This window comes from Photobacterium sp. DNB23_23_1 (genome assembly GCF_052873815.1).
Genome location: NZ_JBNNXT010000004.1, coordinates 1 through 19,872, shown reverse-complemented (window position 1 = coordinate 19,872; position 19,872 = coordinate 1). Strand labels below are relative to the sequence as shown.

18 protein-coding genes are annotated in these 19,872 nt (G+C 47.8%); 12 read left to right on the top strand and 6 right to left on the bottom strand.

All coding sequences use genetic code 11. The features are described 5' to 3' along the window. Positions 1-67: 67 nt before the first annotated feature. The gene (locus ACVA53_RS04000) at positions 68-826 is read left to right on the top strand and encodes an IclR family transcriptional regulator (protein ID WP_446504543.1); all 759 of its coding nucleotides are present in this window, start codon (positions 68-70) and stop codon (positions 824-826) included. A 19-nt stretch (positions 827-845) separates the two neighbouring features. Beyond that, a complete protein-coding gene (locus ACVA53_RS03995) occupies positions 846-1,838 on the top strand; it encodes an arginase family protein (protein ID WP_446504542.1) in 993 nt (330 codons plus the stop codon). Between the two features lie 16 nt (positions 1,839-1,854). On the opposite strand, the gene ACVA53_RS03990 is transcribed toward ACVA53_RS03995, so the two are convergent. Beyond that, positions 1,855-2,700 carry a polysaccharide lyase family 7 protein gene (locus tag ACVA53_RS03990; RefSeq protein ID WP_446504541.1) on the bottom strand — a complete coding sequence of 282 codons (846 nt, stop codon included), beginning with the start codon at positions 2,698-2,700 and terminating at the stop codon, positions 1,855-1,857. Positions 2,701-2,962: 262 nt separating this feature from the next. On the opposite strand from ACVA53_RS03990, the gene ACVA53_RS03985 reads away from it, so the two are divergent. The 4 genes from ACVA53_RS03985 to ACVA53_RS03970 all read left to right on the top strand — a co-directional run bounded on the left by ACVA53_RS03985 (position 2,963) and on the right by ACVA53_RS03970 (position 6,292). Next, positions 2,963-3,676, top strand: coding sequence for a DUF1007 family protein (locus tag ACVA53_RS03985; protein WP_446504540.1), 714 nt, complete (start codon positions 2,963-2,965; stop codon positions 3,674-3,676). A gap of 101 nt (positions 3,677-3,777) precedes the next feature. Continuing rightward, positions 3,778-4,785, top strand: a complete 1,008-nt coding sequence (locus ACVA53_RS03980) for a nickel/cobalt transporter (protein WP_446504609.1) — start codon at positions 3,778-3,780, stop codon at positions 4,783-4,785. Between the two features lie 183 nt (positions 4,786-4,968). Continuing rightward, positions 4,969-5,565 (top strand): MliC family protein, encoded by a 597-nt coding sequence (locus ACVA53_RS03975; RefSeq protein ID WP_446504539.1) that lies wholly within the window; start codon positions 4,969-4,971, stop codon positions 5,563-5,565. Positions 5,566-5,605: 40 nt separating this feature from the next. Next, on the top strand, positions 5,606-6,292 hold the full coding sequence (locus tag ACVA53_RS03970) for a DUF3157 family protein (RefSeq protein WP_446504538.1): 687 nt from the start codon (positions 5,606-5,608) through the stop codon (positions 6,290-6,292). On the opposite strand, the gene ACVA53_RS03965 is transcribed toward ACVA53_RS03970, so the two are convergent. The 5 genes from ACVA53_RS03965 to yqeC all read right to left on the bottom strand — a co-directional run bounded on the left by ACVA53_RS03965 (position 6,257) and on the right by yqeC (position 10,515). After that, entirely contained in the window at positions 6,257-6,538 is a 282-nt protein-coding gene (locus tag ACVA53_RS03965; protein ID WP_274126255.1) for a hypothetical protein, read from the bottom strand. The genes ACVA53_RS03970 and ACVA53_RS03965 overlap by 36 nt on opposite strands. 251 nt (positions 6,539-6,789) lie before the next feature. Beyond that, positions 6,790-7,368, bottom strand: coding sequence for a rhodanese-like domain-containing protein (locus tag ACVA53_RS03960; protein WP_446504537.1), 579 nt, complete (start codon positions 7,366-7,368; stop codon positions 6,790-6,792). A 50-nt stretch (positions 7,369-7,418) separates the two neighbouring features. Beyond that, on the bottom strand, positions 7,419-7,865 hold the full coding sequence (locus ACVA53_RS03955; RefSeq protein ID WP_446504536.1) for a MauE/DoxX family redox-associated membrane protein: 447 nt from the start codon (positions 7,863-7,865) through the stop codon (positions 7,419-7,421). 113 nt (positions 7,866-7,978) lie between these two features. Next, positions 7,979-9,577: a selenium-dependent molybdenum cofactor biosynthesis protein YqeB gene (gene yqeB, locus ACVA53_RS03950; RefSeq protein ID WP_446504535.1), complete on the bottom strand. Its 1,599-nt coding sequence runs from the start codon at positions 9,575-9,577 to the stop codon at positions 7,979-7,981. Between the two features lie 26 nt (positions 9,578-9,603). Next, positions 9,604-10,515 (bottom strand): selenium cofactor biosynthesis protein YqeC, encoded by a 912-nt coding sequence (gene yqeC, locus ACVA53_RS03945; RefSeq protein ID WP_446504534.1) that lies wholly within the window; start codon positions 10,513-10,515, stop codon positions 9,604-9,606. A 36-nt stretch (positions 10,516-10,551) separates the two neighbouring features. Between yqeC and ACVA53_RS03940 the strand changes: the two genes are divergently transcribed. The 6 genes from ACVA53_RS03940 (at position 10,552) to ACVA53_RS03915 (ending at position 19,658) form a co-directional block, all read left to right on the top strand. Then, entirely contained in the window at positions 10,552-11,145 is a 594-nt protein-coding gene (locus ACVA53_RS03940) for an NTP transferase domain-containing protein (protein WP_255041717.1), read from the top strand. A gap of 445 nt (positions 11,146-11,590) precedes the next feature. Next, positions 11,591-14,707: a putative selenate reductase subunit YgfK gene (gene ygfK / locus ACVA53_RS03935; protein WP_446504533.1), complete on the top strand. Its 3,117-nt coding sequence runs from the start codon at positions 11,591-11,593 to the stop codon at positions 14,705-14,707. A gap of 14 nt (positions 14,708-14,721) precedes the next feature. Then, positions 14,722-16,050 carry a putative aminohydrolase SsnA gene (gene ssnA / locus ACVA53_RS03930; RefSeq protein ID WP_446504532.1) on the top strand — a complete coding sequence of 443 codons (1,329 nt, stop codon included), beginning with the start codon at positions 14,722-14,724 and terminating at the stop codon, positions 16,048-16,050. A gap of 14 nt (positions 16,051-16,064) precedes the next feature. Further along, a complete protein-coding gene (locus ACVA53_RS03925; RefSeq protein WP_446504531.1) occupies positions 16,065-18,296 on the top strand; it encodes a xanthine dehydrogenase family protein molybdopterin-binding subunit in 2,232 nt (743 codons plus the stop codon). Continuing rightward, complete coding sequence (locus ACVA53_RS03920; RefSeq protein WP_446504530.1) at positions 18,286-18,756, top strand: (2Fe-2S)-binding protein; 471 nt, start codon at positions 18,286-18,288, stop codon at positions 18,754-18,756. The genes ACVA53_RS03925 and ACVA53_RS03920 overlap by 11 nt, the downstream gene beginning before the upstream one ends. Continuing rightward, positions 18,750-19,658, top strand: coding sequence for an FAD binding domain-containing protein (locus ACVA53_RS03915; RefSeq protein WP_446504529.1), 909 nt, complete (start codon positions 18,750-18,752; stop codon positions 19,656-19,658). Before ACVA53_RS03920 ends, ACVA53_RS03915 begins: the two co-directional genes overlap by 7 nt. Positions 19,659-19,872: the final 214 nt, after the last annotated feature.

The window sequence follows — 19,872 nt, the reverse complement described above, 5'->3', positions numbered from 1 at the left end:
TGGTTAGTGTTGCGTGTAAATAAAGGGGTCGGCGCGATGGTAGCTATTGAACGTGTCGCCTAACCAGATGAAATCGACAGGAAACGATTTGAAAGCCGATAAATATAAATTAAATGCCAACGAGAAGCTGCTTCAGGTACTGATGCACATTGCATCAGAAAATGAACCTGTAACCGCACAGGCAATAAGTGAACATACAGGTATGCCGCAAAGTAGCGTTTACCGCTATTTGGTGATCCTTAAGAACTGGAACCTAATTGAGGAGAGCCCGAGGCAAAGTTGTTACAGCATTGGCCCGGCGGCGTTACAACTGCTGCGAAACTTCCAGCAGTTCTCCCCGCTTTCGAGCGGGGTACATCAGGTACTTAAACGGGTCCAGCAACAGACTGGAGAGATGGCCGCTTATTTGGTGCCGGTAGGCTTCAGGGCCTTGTGTACGGCTCGGGTTGATAGTCCCCACGCATTGCGCTGTGCCTATGAGGAAGGTCAGAGCCAGCCGTTGATCCGTGGTGCTTCGGCTAAGGTGATTTTGGCTTACCTGCCAGAACAAAGGGTAATGGCAACATTACATCATTTTGGTATTACAGAGCCCGATGACGTTACCCATTGGTTGCAAGATTTGACGCAGATAAAAAAAGACGGCTACGCCATCAGTACTTCAGAATACGACGTTGGTGTTTCCGGGGTGAGTGCCCCGGTATTTACCGGCAACAAAGTTGTTGGGGCGGTGAGTGTAATGGCACCGCAAGAGCGGGTTCAAAAGAGTAAGAACGCGATAATTTTCTCAGTCCTTCAGGCGGCGAGGGTGTTGCCTCCGGACTTATAACCGTACATAAGGAGCAATCATGCTGCATGTAAAACGTTGGTTTCCACTTCCCTTCCTAGGTCACCCCGTTAATACGCATCCTAGAGCCATGATTGAGCCTTATGCAGAGCAACGAAAGGTTGGAGCGGTAATATTGGGGCTCGCCAGTGACTTGAGCTTGAGTGATTACGATATCTACAGCGGAGCCAAAGAGGGACCTGATAGTATCAGGCAGATACTATTAAAAGTCCCGTATACAGGGGCATTGCCGATCTATGATGCGGGTGTGATAGAGGCTCAGAGCTACTTTGGTGTCAAGGAAGATGAATTTGATACCATGCGTTCAGCCCAATACGCCAAGTTGTGCGCCATGCTCAAGCTGGGTCACTTACCTGTGATGCTCGGCGGAGGACATGAGGTCGCTATCGGCAGTTATCAGGCATTATCTGATACTGTGAATCAAACGGGTAATGACAGCTCTGGCGAAGAGAGTCAAATGTTACCATTTTTAGAAGGGAACCGGATCGGCATCATTAATATCGATGCCAACTTCCAGCTTCGGCGCTCACTGGCGGTGAAATCCGGTTCTGCATTTCATTCTGTTGCGGCTTTTTGCCATACTCATAACCGTGCTTTTCACTATTTGGGGTTGGGGATGTGCGACCATATCAATACCAAGGCGACCATGGCCTATGCCAATGAACTGGGGGCACAGTGGTTGCTTGATAGTGAAATGAGGATGAAAAATCGTAAGCGAATTCAGGCGACCGTCGCGAAATACCTTGATCATGTCGATCATATCCACCTGAGTATCGACCTATCAGTATTTTCCTCATCGATTGCTGGCGGCGTGAGCCTGTCTCGGGTCTTCGGTGTTAATTTGGCTGTGGTTGAAATGGTGCTCAGTCAAGCAATGGCCAGCAACAAAGTCAGGGTAGTCGATATTGCTGGCCTCAATCCGGAATATGATTATCAGAACCAGACGGCGCGTTTGGCTGTCTCACTGCTGCATCATGTCCTAAAGTCTCGCTGAGTATTAATATGAGACGCTAGTGTGATACATCAATGCGATAAAACGTCGCTTTCACGTAGTCTTCTGCAAGGCCGGTACTATTTTGGTTATAGACACCGGCTTTGAAATACATGTATTGGCCGCCCTGGTCATATCCACTTTTTGACATATCAATGGTTTTATTGATGTCTGGCTTGCCTTCTCTAATGATGGTAGTGCTCAGTTGATTGCCGACCACTTCAATGCGATATGAGAAGCGCTCATTTAGCTCGATACCATCTTCTGGCTCGGCAATTGAACTGGACTTTCCACCAATCATTTCATACCACTGTTCATCATCGGATAATGGCTCGTGAGCGAAATAAATTGATCCTTTGTTGTGATGCGACAGTTTGCGATAGTAAAGACGGATAGGCTCATCGTCATTAGCGTGGATCTGGCCAATAATGACACGTCCAATCTGGTTTTTCTCACCTGTTGTCGTAACATGGTTCACCGCTAGATCGGCTTCCAACACACCGTCAATACCGCCTGCGGCTTGTTGGTCAGCTTTAGGCGCAGTAGAGAAGACCCAGTTATTCGCAGTTACACCTTTGGTGCGAATTTTTGTATCGCCACGCCGCAGCATTTCGCGTAACTCTGAACGGGTATATTTGGTGTTTTCTGACGTTTTCGGCCCCGCAATAGGAGCGAGAAAGATCAGGTTACCCTCTGCATTTTGCTCAAAATACGGCGAAAGCTGATAACCGTCGGCTAACTGATTTTCCGAAATATTGTCAGAGCGACCTTCTCCCGTTGTATCTACGGGGACGCTCAGAGTCCATTGTTGAAGGTCGGTTGCAGCGAAGCTGCTGCTAGCCATTAAGCCAAAGGTTAGTAACATTATTTTGCGCATAAGAAACAATCAAATTAAGAGCTAAAGTCAGCAGGCTACCAATCAGAGGGTTGGGCTTATGTCAGAGCCATGTCAATAATAATACAAATAGCTTAACGCCAATTCGCCCCGCAAGAATTAGTGTTAGGCTGGTATTGTAAATATCGAATAAAGGTATCACTTTTTGATAAATAAAAAATTGGTGGTGACACTGTCGGATGTTATAACATAACGCTTATTAATGAAGGCAACGCAATACACAAGGCTTTTAATGTTTTACCGCAAAAAGGCAAACAACCGGACAAATGCTGTAATCAAGCGTGCAGTTACCGGTCTCTTCTTTCTCATCTTCCCGCTGTTTGCTTCAGCGCATCCTCATTCTTGGATTGAAATGAAAACGTATATCGATGGCAAAGACGGTATGATCACCGGTTTTCGAATGGAATGGTCATTTGACCCAATGACATCGGCGTACATGCTGGATGGCGAGGATACCTCTCCGGAAATGGAAGCAAAAACCTTTACTAAGGTAGCGGCATCAGTGCTTGATAATATGATGCACGAGCATTACTTCACGTATTTTTATGACGGTGAGAAGCCCATCAAATACCAGTTGGCCCGTTACGGCAAGCTCAACCGAGACCGTGCGCGGTTGGTACTTACTTTCGAGTTGCCCTTGGCAAAGCCACAGCTAGTGACAGCTGACTCACTTAAGCTATTGGTTTTTGAACCAAGTTACTATGTCGATATGTCCTGGCTATCACAACGGGATGTGATTTTGGCTGGTGATCTTGCTGACTATTGCGAGCTTGAGATGGTTGCACCTAACCCGACACCGGAGCAGATGAGCTATGCCATATCACTGCCAGCAGATGCTGATCCTGATAATGCGCTTGGCCAACTGTTTACTCAATCCGTGCGATTCCACTGCCAAGCCATTGCGGAAAAAGAAGTTGGCGACGATAGCGAGGACTCAAACCAATGACACAACATAAGCAATGCCCGCCGACAGATAACACCAAACACCAAGCGACGCTACAAGCCTCGAGTTCGTCAAGGGATCCTTTGGTTAAAAAAGAATGGTTGATGTTGTCGCTCCTAATGGCAGCAATGCTGTTTGGCGGATACCAGTTATGGTTGGCTTGGCCAAGTATGGTGCTCAAAAGTATTGAATGGCAGCGGACAGTGAACAACCAACTGGCTGATTTACTCTACGATGCCAAAGAAAATCCATTGGTGGCTGGCGGCTACTTAGGTGGTTTCAGTTTTCTCTACGGCGTACTTCATGCCCTTGGCCCTGGACACGGTAAAGTGATAGTCACAACTTACTTAGCGACTCAGCCGACCAAGGTGAAAACCAGTTTGGTGCTGACACTCGTGTCGGCGGTTTGTCAGGCCTTGGTGGCTGTTGTTTTGGTTAGTGTACTGTTGTGGGGGTTCAATGCATCGATGCGCGAGGTCAGTTCACAGGCAGAGAAGTTTATGACGATTAGCAGTGCCCTTGTCAGTGTGTTGGGGGGGATGATCTGCTGGCGCGCGTTCAAGGGGTTTCGACGCAGTGTTGTCAAATCCCAACAAGTGGGATGTGGTCACCACCATGACCACCATGACCACCATGACCACCATGACCACCATGACCACCATGACCACCATGACCACCATCATTCGACTGAGTGTGGTTGCGGCCACCGTCATATCGCCTCGCCTGAAGAGGTAGACAATGCCAAGAGCTTGCGCGAATACGTTGGGGTGATCATGAGTATTGGTCTTCGGCCTTGTACCGGAGCAATCATGGTCTTACTGTTCGCTAATATGGTCGGCTTATATTGGATGGGTGTGGTCAGTGCGGTCGTAATGTCGTTGGGAACAGCCTTGACGACCTCGGCTTTGGCTTTGTTGACCTTGTCTGGCAAGCGTATTGTCCATCACTATTTACAGCAAGGGAGTGGACAGGTAGGGAAATCAGACTCTCGCATTGGCTTGATCTGGGCGGGATACAGCTTGCAACTGGTGGGCGGAATTATTCTGGTATTGATGGGGCTATTGCTTGTCAGTAGCCAGAGTACGGGATTATCACCAGTCTTACTTGGTTAATGAGGCTTCCCCCATACAAGGCTATATAAACCAGTCGAGTCAGCCTCGCTTGAGTCGGGCTCGAAGAGATTAATTTAGCAATTTAGGTTTCAGGCTCAAAGATGAAAAAACACGCTGGTGCTAGTGAGTTCATAATATAGTAAGCGCTCTTTGATGTTAGTTGGCAATGTGGGGGGGGGGCATGTGAATAAAGCACGATGGGGTAAACGAGCTCTGATGCTAGGTGCTGCTTATTGGGTCGCCACCAGTGCTGTCGCTAGTGATCCAGCTTTTGATTGTACAGAAGCAGAAGGGGCGGTAGAAACATTGATATGCCAAGATGCTCATTTAGCTGAACTGGATCAAAAAATGCAGCACGTGTTTGATAAGGCGATGGCCCAGTTGCCTGCAGATGATGTGAAAATACAAAAGGCGATGCAGCGGGGGTGGATAAAAGGACGTAACGACTGCTGGAAAGTCAACGATGTACGTGATTGTACAGATTTTGCGTATAGAAGCCGGATTGTCGAGCTACAGATCATCAGTGGCCAGCTAGAGGCACCAAAGAGCGTGCCACTCAATTGCGGCGATAATAGCCAGCCATTTACAGCTGTTTTTTACAATCAGACCGATCCGGCAAGTTTGGTATTAACCCGGGGGAATGACCAAGTTTTTGCATTATCTGAGCCAATGGCAAGTGGTATTAAATATTCCGGGCAAAACATGGAGTACGGTGAACATCAAGGTGAGATCACCATAAAGTGGTTCGATAATACGTTCGAATGCCAACAGAAGCATTAAAGCAGGAAAGGCAACAGAGAAACGTTGAGGGGAAAGAGTTATGCGCTTAGCTCGGCAAGTATTTATAAAGGTTGCGATTGCTAGCCTTTTGTTTGGATTTATTCAGTTTGTCCAAGCAGCATCGATGATAGCGACACTGCCTGACGGCCGGGAAGTCATATTACTGGATGATAATACCTGGCACTTTGTGGGAGGTGAACAAGAAATTGCAGCACAACCGACAAGTTCAGCTAAGGCAGTAACAACAACGCCTTTAACGACGGGGACTACTGCGGGTAAAGCGGTAACAACCGATGCGACTGGGAGTGGCGCTGCGGTAGTTGGGGGAGCTGCGGTCTTGGGGACATCATCGGCTGCCTCTGCTAAGTCTAACGGTGATCTCGTTGCCCCAAATACTGGCCGAGTTGTCGGTGAATACCAACGCAGCGGTGTTGTGATCGTTGCCCAAGCTGCCAGCTATCAGGAGGGGAAACTAACCATTCCGGTTTCGCTGAGAAATGAAGGTACAGATTCAGTGATCTTGGTTGAAGTCGCGACCATACTGCGCAATAACAAAGGTGAGGTGCTTCAGCGTGACGACCACGTTGTTTGGACTTCAATCAAGCGAATGCCAGAAACATATTTCCGTCCGGGCACTGAACGCGAAGGCAAGATACTGACATTTTCTGTCCCTAAGCTCGAAAGCTATTTCTTAGAAACTGATATCAAAACGGTCGAGCGCTGGTGATACTTTTGCTGGTTGTGATTTGTTGATATTGTGATATTTCACTAAAGCCAATTCGATATGAGGATTCTCAACCTCGAGTAAGGTATCTAAGTGGCTGGGGTAGTCGTCACCTTGGCTTTTCATATAAGCGGCTAGCAATTTGACGTCGTCGGGTCTTGGCCGGTAACTCAAGTTTGGAAAGGCTTGATAAATGGTGGTAATTGCGGATTTTAACGTATCTGCAAAAGGGGCTACTGAGGTTTTCATGTCTATGATATATGTCCCGACGTCATGTCTCGATTTTATGCATTCAACTTTATGTATAAGAGTTTACGCTGAGTCTTTGCCGTAGTGATTGATCTGGTGAGATTGTATTCGGGGTTTATGACAGGTTGTTTTCACCACATATAAAATATGCAGCGGATTTCACTATTGTTTGCATTAACCATAAGTGATTTGAAAAATAAAAGGCTGTATCTTCAAATGAGAGACAGCCATTTTATAACGCTAAATCTGAATTATAGTGATGAGGTGTTAAACCCAGCACCTTTCCACGCAAAGATACCGCCTGGGTAACGGTAGACATTGGTATACCCCAGTTTTACCGCCCATGTTGCTGCATTATGGCTACGGCCGCACTTAACAAAACCGCAATAGAAAACCAAGGTTTTAGCTTTGTCTTCGCCTAGTAGCTGAGTAAATTCCTCTACGGTTTGCTGATCGGTTAATGCAGGATCCCACTTGGGCATATCAGAAATAGGGAACTCGAACTGTTTGGCACTTGGAATATGCTCTTTTTTGTAGCTGTCTTTGAAAGGCATGGCATCGACGATCATGACATTGGCCTCTTGTTCAATGAGTTTTTTCAGTCCATTGGTATCAATAAGCTGGTAGCCACCGGCAAGCGTATCGTTATGGAGTTTGATAGCAACCTGCTCGGTTTCCACTTCAGCTTTGAATTTACCGCCAAACAGTGCAGCGTTTGCACTAAACGGCAGGACGAGTAATGCACAGGTGAGAATAAATAGGTTGAGCCAAAAGATGCGCTCAACTCGCCGGAAAGAAAGAGCGTGCAGAGAAGCCTTGTTCTTGATCATGATCGTATCCTTATCAAAGACTACTTTCACTGCGTCACACGTTTAGTCAATCAAACTGCTGGTGTAACAGAGCGGTGAGTCGTTAAGTTGTTGAAGTAATAGAGTGCTGCAGAAACGAGAAGTACAAGCAGCATGATGAGAAATTGGGGCTCAAGGGTGCTGTAGACATCAGATTGCACTGTACCGGGCAGGTAGCAGCCGCAATCAAAGTGCAAGCCTTGGTACAGAGCGAGTCCAGACAAGGCAATATGTAAGCCAAAGCCAGCAACGACAGGGAGTAATGTGGTAATACCCAAATAGGCGGTGAGTGCACTGATGCCAAGGGCGAGCGGTATGGCAAACGTGATAGGTTCGACGTACATTGCAGGGACGATATCGGTATCGCTCAGCAGTAACCCGGTTTGTTCAGGTAATAAAAAGCCTTTTACCGTCAGCGCTGCTGCGCACATCAATACAAAGGAGGTGACAAAGTGATGTAAATAGCCTGTCGTTTTCATAATTATATCTCTTCCTGTCGTATAACCCAGTGTTGATATAGTTTTGAAAATCAAACCTGGGTAAAAATATCTGGCCTGAATCCATCAAGCCAGACTGCAAGTGGCCCTAGCCCTTAACTCATTCTGCTTTGCTCCAGATGTAACATGGCTTCCAATACACTGCCGGCAATTGCCCGTGCCTTATCCGATACGGTGGTGTAATCCGCTTCAGGGCCTCGTGGGTCAATATCACCAATTTTGAAGCCTTCGCGAACGGTAAGACCGTTGTTCAATAGCCCGCGCATCATACCGGTCAGTGGTGCCACGACCGGGCTGTCGCCGATATGGGCAATGACATCCCCTTCTTCAACCAGATCACCGAGTTTGACATGGTTATGCATGACACCAGCACATGGAGCTCGTAGCACTCGCTGGTGGGTATAGCCAGCAATATTGCCGGGAACACCAGTATTTGGCTGAGTTGAACCTTGGTAAATAACCCGGCCCAAATGGTGGCCTCGATTGGTTTCGATCACCGCATCACAGTCCCTGCCAGCGGTAAAACCAGGGCCAAGGGCGACAGTAATAGGGGCCATGTCTTTCTGGGTACCAATGTTGCGCTTGGCGAGAATGGCATCGACCAAGAAAGTCGGCTTGAGGGTATCAGCCGAGCTACAGTCTTCGTCAATCACGACCGGAATTTGGTTGCGGTCGATGATGTCGAACACCTCGTCTTTGTTGTTGGCTTTACAGGCGGTGATCCCCTCTACTTGCACCGGTTCGCCATAAAGACATTGGCCAAACGATACGCTGCAACGAATCATGGTTGGCTTGGCGATATCGGTCATCACCACTTTGTAGCCAGCATTGAATAGGCGAACGGCGACGCCAGTCGAGATATCTCCGGCCCCGCGAAGCAAAACCAGCTTGTTACGGTTAAGGCGGGTATCGTCTTTCATCTGGCCGCCAACCGATTCATGTTTCACCTTGAGGATCTCAGCCATGATGCTGATAGCAATTTCTTCCGGGGTTTCGGCACCGATATTGAAGCCGATAGGTGAGTGGATGTTTTTGATCCGGGTCTCATCGACACCGCTTTGGCGTAAATGGGTAAACAGCGTCTGTACCTTGCGGCGACTGGCCATCAGGCCGGTATAGCGGGTTTCGCAGTCCACTACCTTGGAGATGGCATCTTGGTCTTGGTGGTTAGTCGCGATGACAATATAGCTGTCTTTGTTAATATCCAGCTGCTCGATGGCCCCTTCCATGGTATCGCCCAGTAAACGCTTAGTACCGATCGGGAAATGCTCCTCGGCGAGGCTGTCGGCGTAGGCGTCAGCGACTGAAATATCAAAACCTAGCACATGGGCTGCTTGGGCGACGGCACGGTTGACGTGCCCGGCACCGATGAGAATTAAGCTAGGGCGCAGGCCGTAGACATCGATAAACACCGTCATAGCGCCACCGCAGTCCATGTCCATGGCATCAGGGCCATTGCGGGTCATACGCCCTTTAACGACACGGGGTTTTCTTTCTCTTAGTGCTTCCAAGGCTTGCTCGATCACATAGCGCTCAATCATCCCACCGCCAACGGTACCGATGATCGTGCCATCGGCCTTGACGATCATTTGGCCTGAATGGCGCGGCGCGGAGCCGCGAGTTTCTATAATATTGGCTAGAGCGAATGGAACGTTGTCTTGTTCTAATTGGGCTGCCTTGGCAAAGATGTTCATTTTCAATGACCTCTGTACTGACGAAGTCAGGTAGCAATAGCTACTTGTTCCTTCAAAATTACTTTTTTGATTGGTGTTTCCGCCTGCATCTCCGCTAGCCAAACTGTTTCCAGTTGCGGGCTGTTGATCAACACCTCTTCAGCTATTTGGCTTATCATTTCGGCATTATTTGCCTTATCCATTTTGTTTATCAGCCAGATCTGCTCTGCTATTTTTGGCGTTGATTTAAATAGCCCCAACGGATGAGAAATCAGCGGTTGCAACACTTGGGCGTCAATCACATCACCGGGTTGGCACTGAGTAAGGGCTGAAAAAGCATGCCATCGATGTATGTGTTCAGGGATCGCCCTATGGTTAATTGCTTCTGCGCCGGTGACACCAATCACCATATCCGAATAACTGGGAATGCAAGGCTCGTGCCCGTGAGGGGCTTTTATGGGTAATGAACGTGAGCCATCGCCTTCAATAATAAAAACTGTGAAGGGGAAATCATTTTTAATATTTTTAATCTCTTTTTCAGATAATCCTAATACCTTTAATCTGTCGGTTTTTAATACGTCGGTAAATAAAGATTTATAGCAAAAAGTGATAGATGGATCAGAAAAACAGAATTGATCTTGTGCTAAAGACTTATTAGGTGTTTTTACTTTTTTTCCATTTTCTTTTTCATTGCAGTACATGGCATCTAGCGGGAGAATATAATCCGTTTGATGGGCCTCGGGTAAATACATTTTCGTGGTGGTTGTTAGGCAAACAGCATGTCCCCATTGTTTGAATATCCTGGCCAACCAGAAAGCGGTTGATGTCTTTCCTCCGCCACCGACAAGAGTAATAAATAATGTTTTTTTTTGTGCGGCCAAATGGCGTTGATATAACTCCGATAAGATAAATTGGTCTGGAGTTTGCTCTATTAATCGTACGTGGGTATTACATGCCATATGACCGCCATGAATTTCAGTTAAGGAGTAGGTTAAGTGATTGATAAATCAATACGTCCCGAACGTTTAGACTGCGTTATGCCTGCAGCAGGCTTATCATCTAGGATGGGGGACTGGAAGCTCATGCTACCTTACCAACAGTACACAATCCTTGATGCAAGTATCGAAAATGCGCTCTCGTTTTGCCGTCGCGTTATTTTGGTTGTGGGCTATCGTGGCGCAGAACTTATTGAAAAATATAGGTTTGATCCACGGGTGAAAATAGTGGTTAACGACGCTTATCAAGCGGGTATGTTTAGCTCTATTCAGCAGGGAGTAAAGCATGTAGAAAGTGAGTATTTCTTTATTACTCATGGTGATATGCCTTGTGTCCCGCCACACATATTCCGAGACGTGTGGTTTAACAGAGGGGGAGGGACGGTATTTCCTGGCACCTCCGTGCGCCCCGGCCATCCGGTATTGATCCCTAGTCGATTAAAGAACATGGTTATCAATGCCAGTATTCATTCGTCGATGAAGAAAATTATATTTCGCTACCCGGTTAAATATTTGGGTCTTAACTGCGACGAAATATATTTAGATGTTGATACGCCACAAGCGTATGAGGAATTGTGTGCAGCGTCACATTAGTGCTATCAACTTGATAGCTGAGATAGGCGTTATTCTCAATCTGATATAGTTAATGTATTTATCTCACAGTTTATTTATATCTTCTTTAAATTTTTATTTTTCCATGGCAGTTAAAATCTATCATTATTGTTGATATCAAACTGATAGCTATCTATTAATATGATAGAAAATTGTTTCTAATCAATAATCATCCTCATTTGTGATAAATTAATCCTTGATGCTTTATTCATTTAATTGAATTTATTTATTGGTTTTCCGTCACAAAATGTAGATAACTTTCGACTTTGCTCACGAATTTAATTAATAAAATCGCCGGTTTGGCAGGGCCTGAAAAGTTTGGCGCAGTAGTTGCTCCATAGCCAATAACGTATTTACACATTTTTAGCCCTACACATTGCGCAAATAAATGTGCCAAGAAGAACAAGAAGCATCAAGGAGATCCATCATGGGAGACATCATGCGCCCCGTTCCGTTCGCTGAGCTACTTAACCGGATGTTCAGTGAATACAAGCAAAGTAAGTCTATCTTTGGTATTCCAGAAAAGCAGTTCTACCGTAAAGCGATCGACTCGTCTTTGTCGGTATGGGGAGAGAATTGTGAAACCCCTGTCGGCCCAGCAGCTGGGCCGCATACCCAACTTGCCCAGAATATTATTACATCATGGTTGGCCGGTGGCCGCTTCATGGAACTGAAGACCGTCCAGAAGCTCGATCAGCTTGAGATTGCCAAGCCATGTATTGATGCAGAAGATGAGTGTTTCAACACCGAGTGGTCAACAGAATTTACGCTGATCAAAGCGTATGATGAGTATCTAAAGGCGTGGATAGCCTTGCATTTATTGGAAGAAGTGTTCGCGCCAAGAGCTGATGGTGAGGCTAAGTCATTTATCTTCAACATGAGTGTTGGCTATGACTTGTCTGGGATCCAGACACCCCCAATGCAGAAATATATCCACGATATGCTCGACTCTAGCGATCACCCCAATTTTGGTGGTTATATCAGCGAGCTGAAAGCCTTCATCCAACAGCCTGAATTCATTCGTGAGTATCAACTAGAAGAAAGACAAGATCGCTTGAATGCGATGGTCGATTCTATTCCTGCCCAGTTAACCCGTGGCGTTACCCTTTCAACCATGCACGGTTGTCCTCCTCATGAAATTGAAGCGATTTGTCGTTATATGATTGAAGAGAAGGGGATCAATACGTTCGTTAAGCTTAACCCAACGTTATTGGGCTTTGAGCGTGTCCGTGGCATTCTCGACAACGCTGGTTTTGATTATGTCGCACTGAGCGAAGCGTCTTTCAGCCACGATCTCCAAATCGACGCGGCTAAAGCCATGCTGCACCGTTTGGTTGACCTAGGTAAAGAGAAAGGCATCGGCTTTGGTGTCAAGCTCACCAATACCCTAGGCACTCTAAATAAAAAAGGTCGCCTGCCTGATAAAGAAATGTACATGTCTGGCCGTGCCTTGTTCCCGCTGTCTATCAATGTGGCGCTAGAATTGTCCCGCGAGTTCAACGGTACTTTGCCAATTTCTTACTCCGGTGGTGCAAGCAAATTCAATATCCGTGAGATCTTCGAAGCGGGGATCCGTCCTATTACTATGGCCACTGATTTGCTTAAGCCTGGTGGTTACCTTCGTCTGTCAGATTGTGCCAAAGAGCTGGAAGGCAGCGATGAGTGGGGCATGGGCAAGGTGGACTTGGTCAAGCTAGAGGCATTAGCGGCAAAATCATTAGATGCTGATTATGTCCAGAAACAGTGGCGTGGTCCTGAAGAAATCAGTGTTAAGAAAGCGGTACCGCTGACTGACTGCTATGTCGCACCTTGTGTAACCGCATGTCCTATCAGTCAGGATATTCCTGAATATATCCGTTTGATGGGCGAACATAAGTACACCGAAGCGCTAGAAGTCATCTACGCCCGCAATGCATTACCTTCTATCACCGGCCATATCTGTGATCACCAGTGCCAGTACAACTGTACCCGCCGTGATTATGAAGGTGCGCTGAATATCCGTGAGATGAAGAAAATCGCATTGTCCAAAGGCTGGGATGAGTACAAGGCGAAATGGCATGAGCCAAGCCTAGATACTGCCAAACACCCTGTTGCGGTGATCGGTGCCGGTCCTGCAGGACTTTCTGCCGCTTACTTCATGGCACGTGCGGGTCACCCTGTCACCGTGTTTGAGAAAGAGAAAAATGCCGGTGGGGTGGTGAAGAATATTATCCCTCAGTTCCGTATTCCTGCTGAAGCGATTGAACACGATATCCAGTTCGTGAAAGATCACGGGGTCAATATTGAATACGGTTGTAACCCAGATCTGACGGTGGATGTACTTAAGCAAAGTGGCTTCAAATATGTCTGCTTGGGTATAGGTGCTGATAAGGGCAACCCAATTGCACTGGCTGGTGGTAACACCAATATTTACAAGTCGCTGGAATTCCTACGCAGCTTCAATGATGGCGAACTGCAGCAGTTAGGTAAACATGTGGCCGTTGTGGGTGCCGGTAACACCGCAATGGACAGTGCCCGTGCTGCATTGAAAGTACCGGGTGTTGAGAAGGTGACGATTCTTTATCGCCGTACTATCGCTGAAATGCCTGCCTACAAAGAAGAATATGAAGAAGCCGTGGAAGATGGCGTGCAGTTCATGTTCTTGACCAACCCAGAGCAGTTTGAGGCCAATGGTAAGTTGACCGCGCGTGTGATGGAGCTTGGTGAGCCCGATGAGAAGGGACGTCGTCGCCCTGTTGCTACAGACATGACAGTTGAACTTCAGGTTGATGCCTTGATCACTGCGGTTGGTGAGCAGTCTAACTGCGAAGTGCTTTCTCGCATGGGGATCCCTATGGGTGAAGACGGCTGGCCAGTTGTAGACAGAGATAGCTGTGAAACAGAGGTTGAAAATGTGTTCTTGATGGGTGATGCCCATACAGGCCCATCATCAATTGTGTCGGCAATCTCAGGCGGCCGTAAAGCGGCAACAGCTATCTTGGCCCGTGAAGTACAGGCCGATGAACAACTTGAAGCTAAATCTGATGTTCAGGTTGAAGCGGTATACGCTCGTAAAGGTGATATCCAGGTTAAGTTGATTGCAGCAAACCAGCTGGAAGAAGCGGACCGTGAGGAATTCATCGATCAAGAAGCAAAACGCTGTTTGGAGTGTTCGTACATTTGTAGCAAGTGTGTCGATGTCTGTCCGAACCGCGCCAATATTTCGCTGCCAATTCCAGGCTTCCGTGACCAATTCCAGACATTACACCTAGATGCATACTGTAATGAATGTGGTAACTGTGCTCAGTTCTGCCCATGGGATAGCAAGCCTTACAAAGACAAGTTCACGCTATTCAACTTGCGTGAAGATTTCACTAACAGCACCAATGCCGGATTCTTCGTCGATGGTGAGGAAGTGTTGGTTCGCAGTTACAGTGAGATTTATTCCTTCCGTATTAATGAGCAGGGCAATGTGGACATGCCAGAATCGCTAGCTGATGAAGCAACGATTATCAATTATGTCATAGCCAACTACAGCTACCTGCTAGGCAAAGTAGACGTATAGTGAGGAGCCAGGGAATGTTAGTACTCAGAAACGCAACAGCGGTGCAGTTTGAGCCTGCACTGATCAAAGAAGGCGTCGATATTGTTATTGATGGCGACAAAATAAAGGAAGTTGGGGCCAATTTAGCTGCCAACTACCCTGGTGCCGTAGTCAAGGATATGAACGGCAAACTGGTTATGCCGGGTATTGTTTGCTCCCACAATCACTTCTACTCGGGATTGGCGCGCGGGATCATGGCGGATATCAAGCCAAGTCCTGATTTCATTTCGATACTGAAGAACCTGTGGTGGCGAATGGATCGGGCATTGGATGAAGAAGCGGTGTACTACAGCGGCTTGATTTGTTCACTGGAAGCGATCAAGTGCGGTTGTTCGGCGGTCATTGATCACCATGCATCGCCAAACTATATCGCGGGCTCTCTGAACACCTTGCGCAAAGGGTTCATGAAGGCTGGCTTGCGTGGCATGACCTGCTTCGAAACGACTGACCGTAACCACGGCATGAAAGAAATGGTGGCCGGCGTTGAAGAAAATATCGCGTTTGCTCAGTTGATTGACAGTGCTAAGGAGAAGGGTGAGGAACCTTACTTGGTCGAAGCCCATATCGGTGCACATGCTCCGTTTACCGTAACCAATGACGGCTTGTCTATGATGGCCGAAGCGGTGCAGGCAACGGGTCGTGGGATCCATGTTCATGTGGCAGAAGATCGCTATGACGTGACCCATAGCCATCACCACTATAGTCAAGACATTGTTGAGCGTTTAGATAGCTTCGGCTTGATCAACGAGAAGACGTTGCTGGCGCATGGTTTGTTCTTATCTGAGAAGGACATTGCCATTCTGAATGGTAAAAACGGTTTCTTGGTCCATAACTCCCGTTCGAATATGAACAACAACGTGGGGTATAACGACAAACTGACACGCTTCCAGAATGTCGCGTTGGGTACTGATGGTATTGGTGCCGACATGTTTGAAGAATTGAAGTTTGCCTTCTTCAAGCATCGTGATGCGGGTGGTCCGTTATGGCCTGATAGTTTCCTACGTCATTTATGGAACGGTAATGAAATTCTGGCTCGTAACTTCGGCGCTAAATTCGGTCGCCTAGATGCTGGAAATAAAGCGGACTTAACCATCCTTGATTACACCAGCCCGACACCTCTGGTTGCGGACAACCTAGCAGGACATATTGCCTTTGGTTTCAATGCCGGCAATGTGAACAGCGTAGTGGTTGAAGGACGTTTCGTTTATGAAGATCGTGCTTTCCCGTTCGATGTCGCGCCTATTTACGCAGAGGCACGAAAGGTTGCCAAACGTTTATGGCAAACAATGGATAAGTTAGACTAATGTGAGATCCCGTTATGGATACGGTCAATACGCGCTTTAAGTGGGAGGAAGCCACAGGAGCTGCGAAATATATTGCCGATCGCCATTACGAGGGACTATTAGAAGGGCGGTTTTACCGCTCTTCTTGCCCTCGCGGGCGGATTAAATCGGTAACACTTCCATCCCTGCCTGACGGCTACCATATTTTTGGCGCAGATGATGTCCCCGGACAGAATGTGCTGCCGATTGTCGAAATCGACTGGCCGGCTTTTGCTGATCAAGAGGTGCGGTTTGTCGGTCAGGTGATTTTTTTGGTCGTTGGTCCTGATCCCGATGTCGTCGATTCACTGCTCAATGACATTGAGGTCGATTATGAGCCACTGGCACCAGCCTATACCCTAGAGCAATCCAAGGCGCTGAAAGACGGTGCCATCCACGCAACTGACAATGTATTGGACACCCATGCGCTGACCAAGGGTGACATCCAAGCAGGCTTCGCCAATGCGGTCACTATCATTGAAGAGACTTGCTCGACGGGCTATCAGGAGCATATCTATCTCGAAACCCAAGGAGCAGTTTGTTATCCGCAGGATGGCAAAGTGGTTTTGGAGGGGTCGATGCAGTGCCCTTGGTATGTTCACCATACTATGGCAGTGGTACTGGGCCATGACAATGTCAGGGCTATTCAGTGTCCAACCGGTGGTGGATTCGGCGGTAAGGAAGACTTTCCTGATGTGCTGGCAGCGCCATTAGCCGTCGCCGTCGAGAAGCTACAGCAACCTATCAGGCTCATCTTTGAGCGTGGCGAGGACATTGCGACCACCTCAAAACGTCACCCTGTCACTTTTCATTATAAAACCGGTGTTGATGCCGATGGCAACATAGTTGTTATGGATATCAAGTTCGATGTTAATGCCGGAGCATACCTGAGTTTGTCGGGCATTGTGCTGCAACGCTCCATTACGACCGCAACCAATGTGTATGACATTCCCAACGTCCGGGTAGAAGGCCATGCCTGGGCCACCAGTACGGTTCCAACAGGTGCATTCCGAGGCTTTGGTTCGCCACAAAATTGCTTCTGCATGGAAACCCATATTCATCATGTCGCCAAACAGCTTGGTGCTGATCCGCTAGCCTTCAAGCAGCAGCATATGCTGACATCTCAATCCCACTCTCTGACTGGTGCTGAAATATTTGGTGAGTTGGTACTGGATGAGATGCTGCAAAAAGTGCTCGATATGTCGGATTATCAGCGCAAATCCGCCGAGTTTAGCCAGATAGAACAAACACACCCTGAGCGCCGTAAAGGCAAAAGCAAAGGCATCGGCTTAGCAATATTCCAGCACGGTTGTGGTTTTGCTGGCGATTTGGAAGACACCTTAGTCAGGGCGAAGGTCAAACTGCTTAAAGAGCCTGACGGTACGGTGCAGATCCTCGCCTCCAATACCGATATTGGCCAAGGTTTGAGCCTGACTTTCCGCAAGATCGTGGCAGATACCCTCAATAAACCTTTGGATCATGTTCAAGTCGCAGTGCCCGATACTGGCATCGTGCCTGACTCTGGTCCGACAGTGGCTTCTCGTTCTATATTGATTGTTGGCTATATCCTCGAAAAAGCAGCGAAAAAGCTGAAAAAATCGTGGATAGAAGGTGAATCACAAGAAATAGAAGAAGTTTATTGCAAACCTGATTATCACCAGTGGGATCAGGATACCTATCAAGGAAATGCCTACCAAGCAACTAGCTACGGGGCCAATGTGGTAGAGGTTGAGGTCGATTTGGCGACGGGTGAAGCTGACATTACTGGTGCCTGGGCGGTGTATGACATCGGCAAGGCAATCGACAGTACGATCTTCAGAGGCCAGATCGAAGGTGGTTTGGTGCAGGCGTTGGGCTATGGCAGTTGCGAGAAGCTAGAAATGACCCAAGATGGCGTCTTTGCCCAGCGTTCAATGGCAGACTATGTGATCCCGACAGCGCTCGATGTTCCTGCCATTGGTAGCGATCTTGTCGATAACCCCTACCCATATGGGCCAAATGGTGCAAAAGGGGGCGGCGAGTTGACTCACAATGGCGGCGCGGCAGCATTTGCTGCAGCGGTTGAGAATGCCATTGGTATGCCACTTTCGTCGATACCGGTCACGCCTGAAAAAGTGTGCGAGGCGCTTGCTAGTGGTAATACACCACAGCTAAAGGTGACTCAGCTTAAAGCTAATCAAATCAAAGCAACGGGTTTTGGCAAAGGAGAGCCTATCAATGAAGATTGAATTCTACCTCAATAGCCATCTTGTCGTTGTCGACGTCGAACCGATGCAGTCGCTGCTTCATACCCTACGCGGCACAATGGCTCATACTGCGACCAAAGAAGGTTGCGGGGAAGGGGAGTGCGGCGCATGTTCTGTGCTGTTTAATGGACGGTTGGTCAATGCTTGCATGATGCCTATAGGCCAAGTTCAGGGCGGCGATGTCATGACCCTTGAAGGCTTACGGCAGACTGAAAAGGGTCAGTGCGTGATCAATGCGCTGCTTGAGGCTAAAGGAGTGCAATGTGGGTTCTGTACTCCGGGAATGGTATTGGCGCTCTATGCTTTACTTGAAGTTGATCCTAACCCCACCGATCACACTATTCGCACCGCTATTTCTGGCAACCTCTGCCGCTGTACGGGCTACGGTATGATCGTTGAAGCGGCCAGAATCGCAGCCGAGAAAGGAGAAGGCTTATGGTAAATATCTACCGGCCAGAATCTTTGGCACAAGCACTTGATACCTTATCGATGGGCGAACTGATGCTGTTCTCCGGCGGTACTGATCTGATGGTGCAACATGGTGTGAGGGCGGGGATGTCGCCAAAATTCGAGCAAGATGTCCTGTTTGTCGATGCTATCGAAGAGCTGCAATACATTACGGTTTCTGATCATGAAGGGGCCACTAATGACAAAGCCAGTGATGCAGGGCAAGCCCTGTATATTGGTGCAGGGGTCGTATTGTCGGATATTGAGCAGCACGCATTAGTGCCATCGGTATTGCGGCAGAGTGTCGCCAAGATAGCCGCGCCAGCGTTGCGAAATCGCGCAACATTGGCTGGTAATATCTGTAATGCCTCACCTGCGGCTGACTCTTTGCCAGCCTTGTACTTGCTTGATGCACGAGTCGTGTTGTCATCAATGCGTGGACAAAGGGAAATGCGATTGGAAGACTTCATTTTGGCCCCACGGGTAACTGCCTTGAAGCCGGATGAAATGCTCACCCATATCGTGATCCCACAGCTGGATTTACCCGAAGTGTTCTATCACAAGGTCGGAACTCGGGCGGCCAATGCGCTCAGTAAGTTATCGGTCGCTGGTTTGGCGCGGATAAAGCGTTTTCCGAAGAAAGCCCCCGTACTTGAAGATTGGCGGGTGGCATTTGGCGCTGTAGGGCCAACAGTGGTTCGCAGCCGCGAGCTGGAGTCCTTGGTTATCGGCCTGTCACTGGATACGCTCGCTAAACCGGGCTTTATTGCTCAGGTGACTGACTGTTATCGTGAAATCATCCAGCCAATTGACGATCAGCGCTCAACGTCAGCTTACCGTCAGCAAGCTTCGATTAATCTACTTACTCGTTGGCTTGAAGGACTATCAAAAAGCTAACCGAGTTATTCCCTTACTAGAATTAACCGTTGTAACTTTTTGGTCGGGGCCGCTAGGCCCCTTTTTTTGGCTGTGTACCTGGCTTTTTTTGCTCCGAAAGTTTGCTAGCAGGTTTTCAATGGGAGTACTTTTACTTTCGCTATGTTCCCTTAAGTTGTTGCTACACTTAAAGTAGGCAGCAACTGGAGGGAATTTTTATGCTCCAAGCCCACTT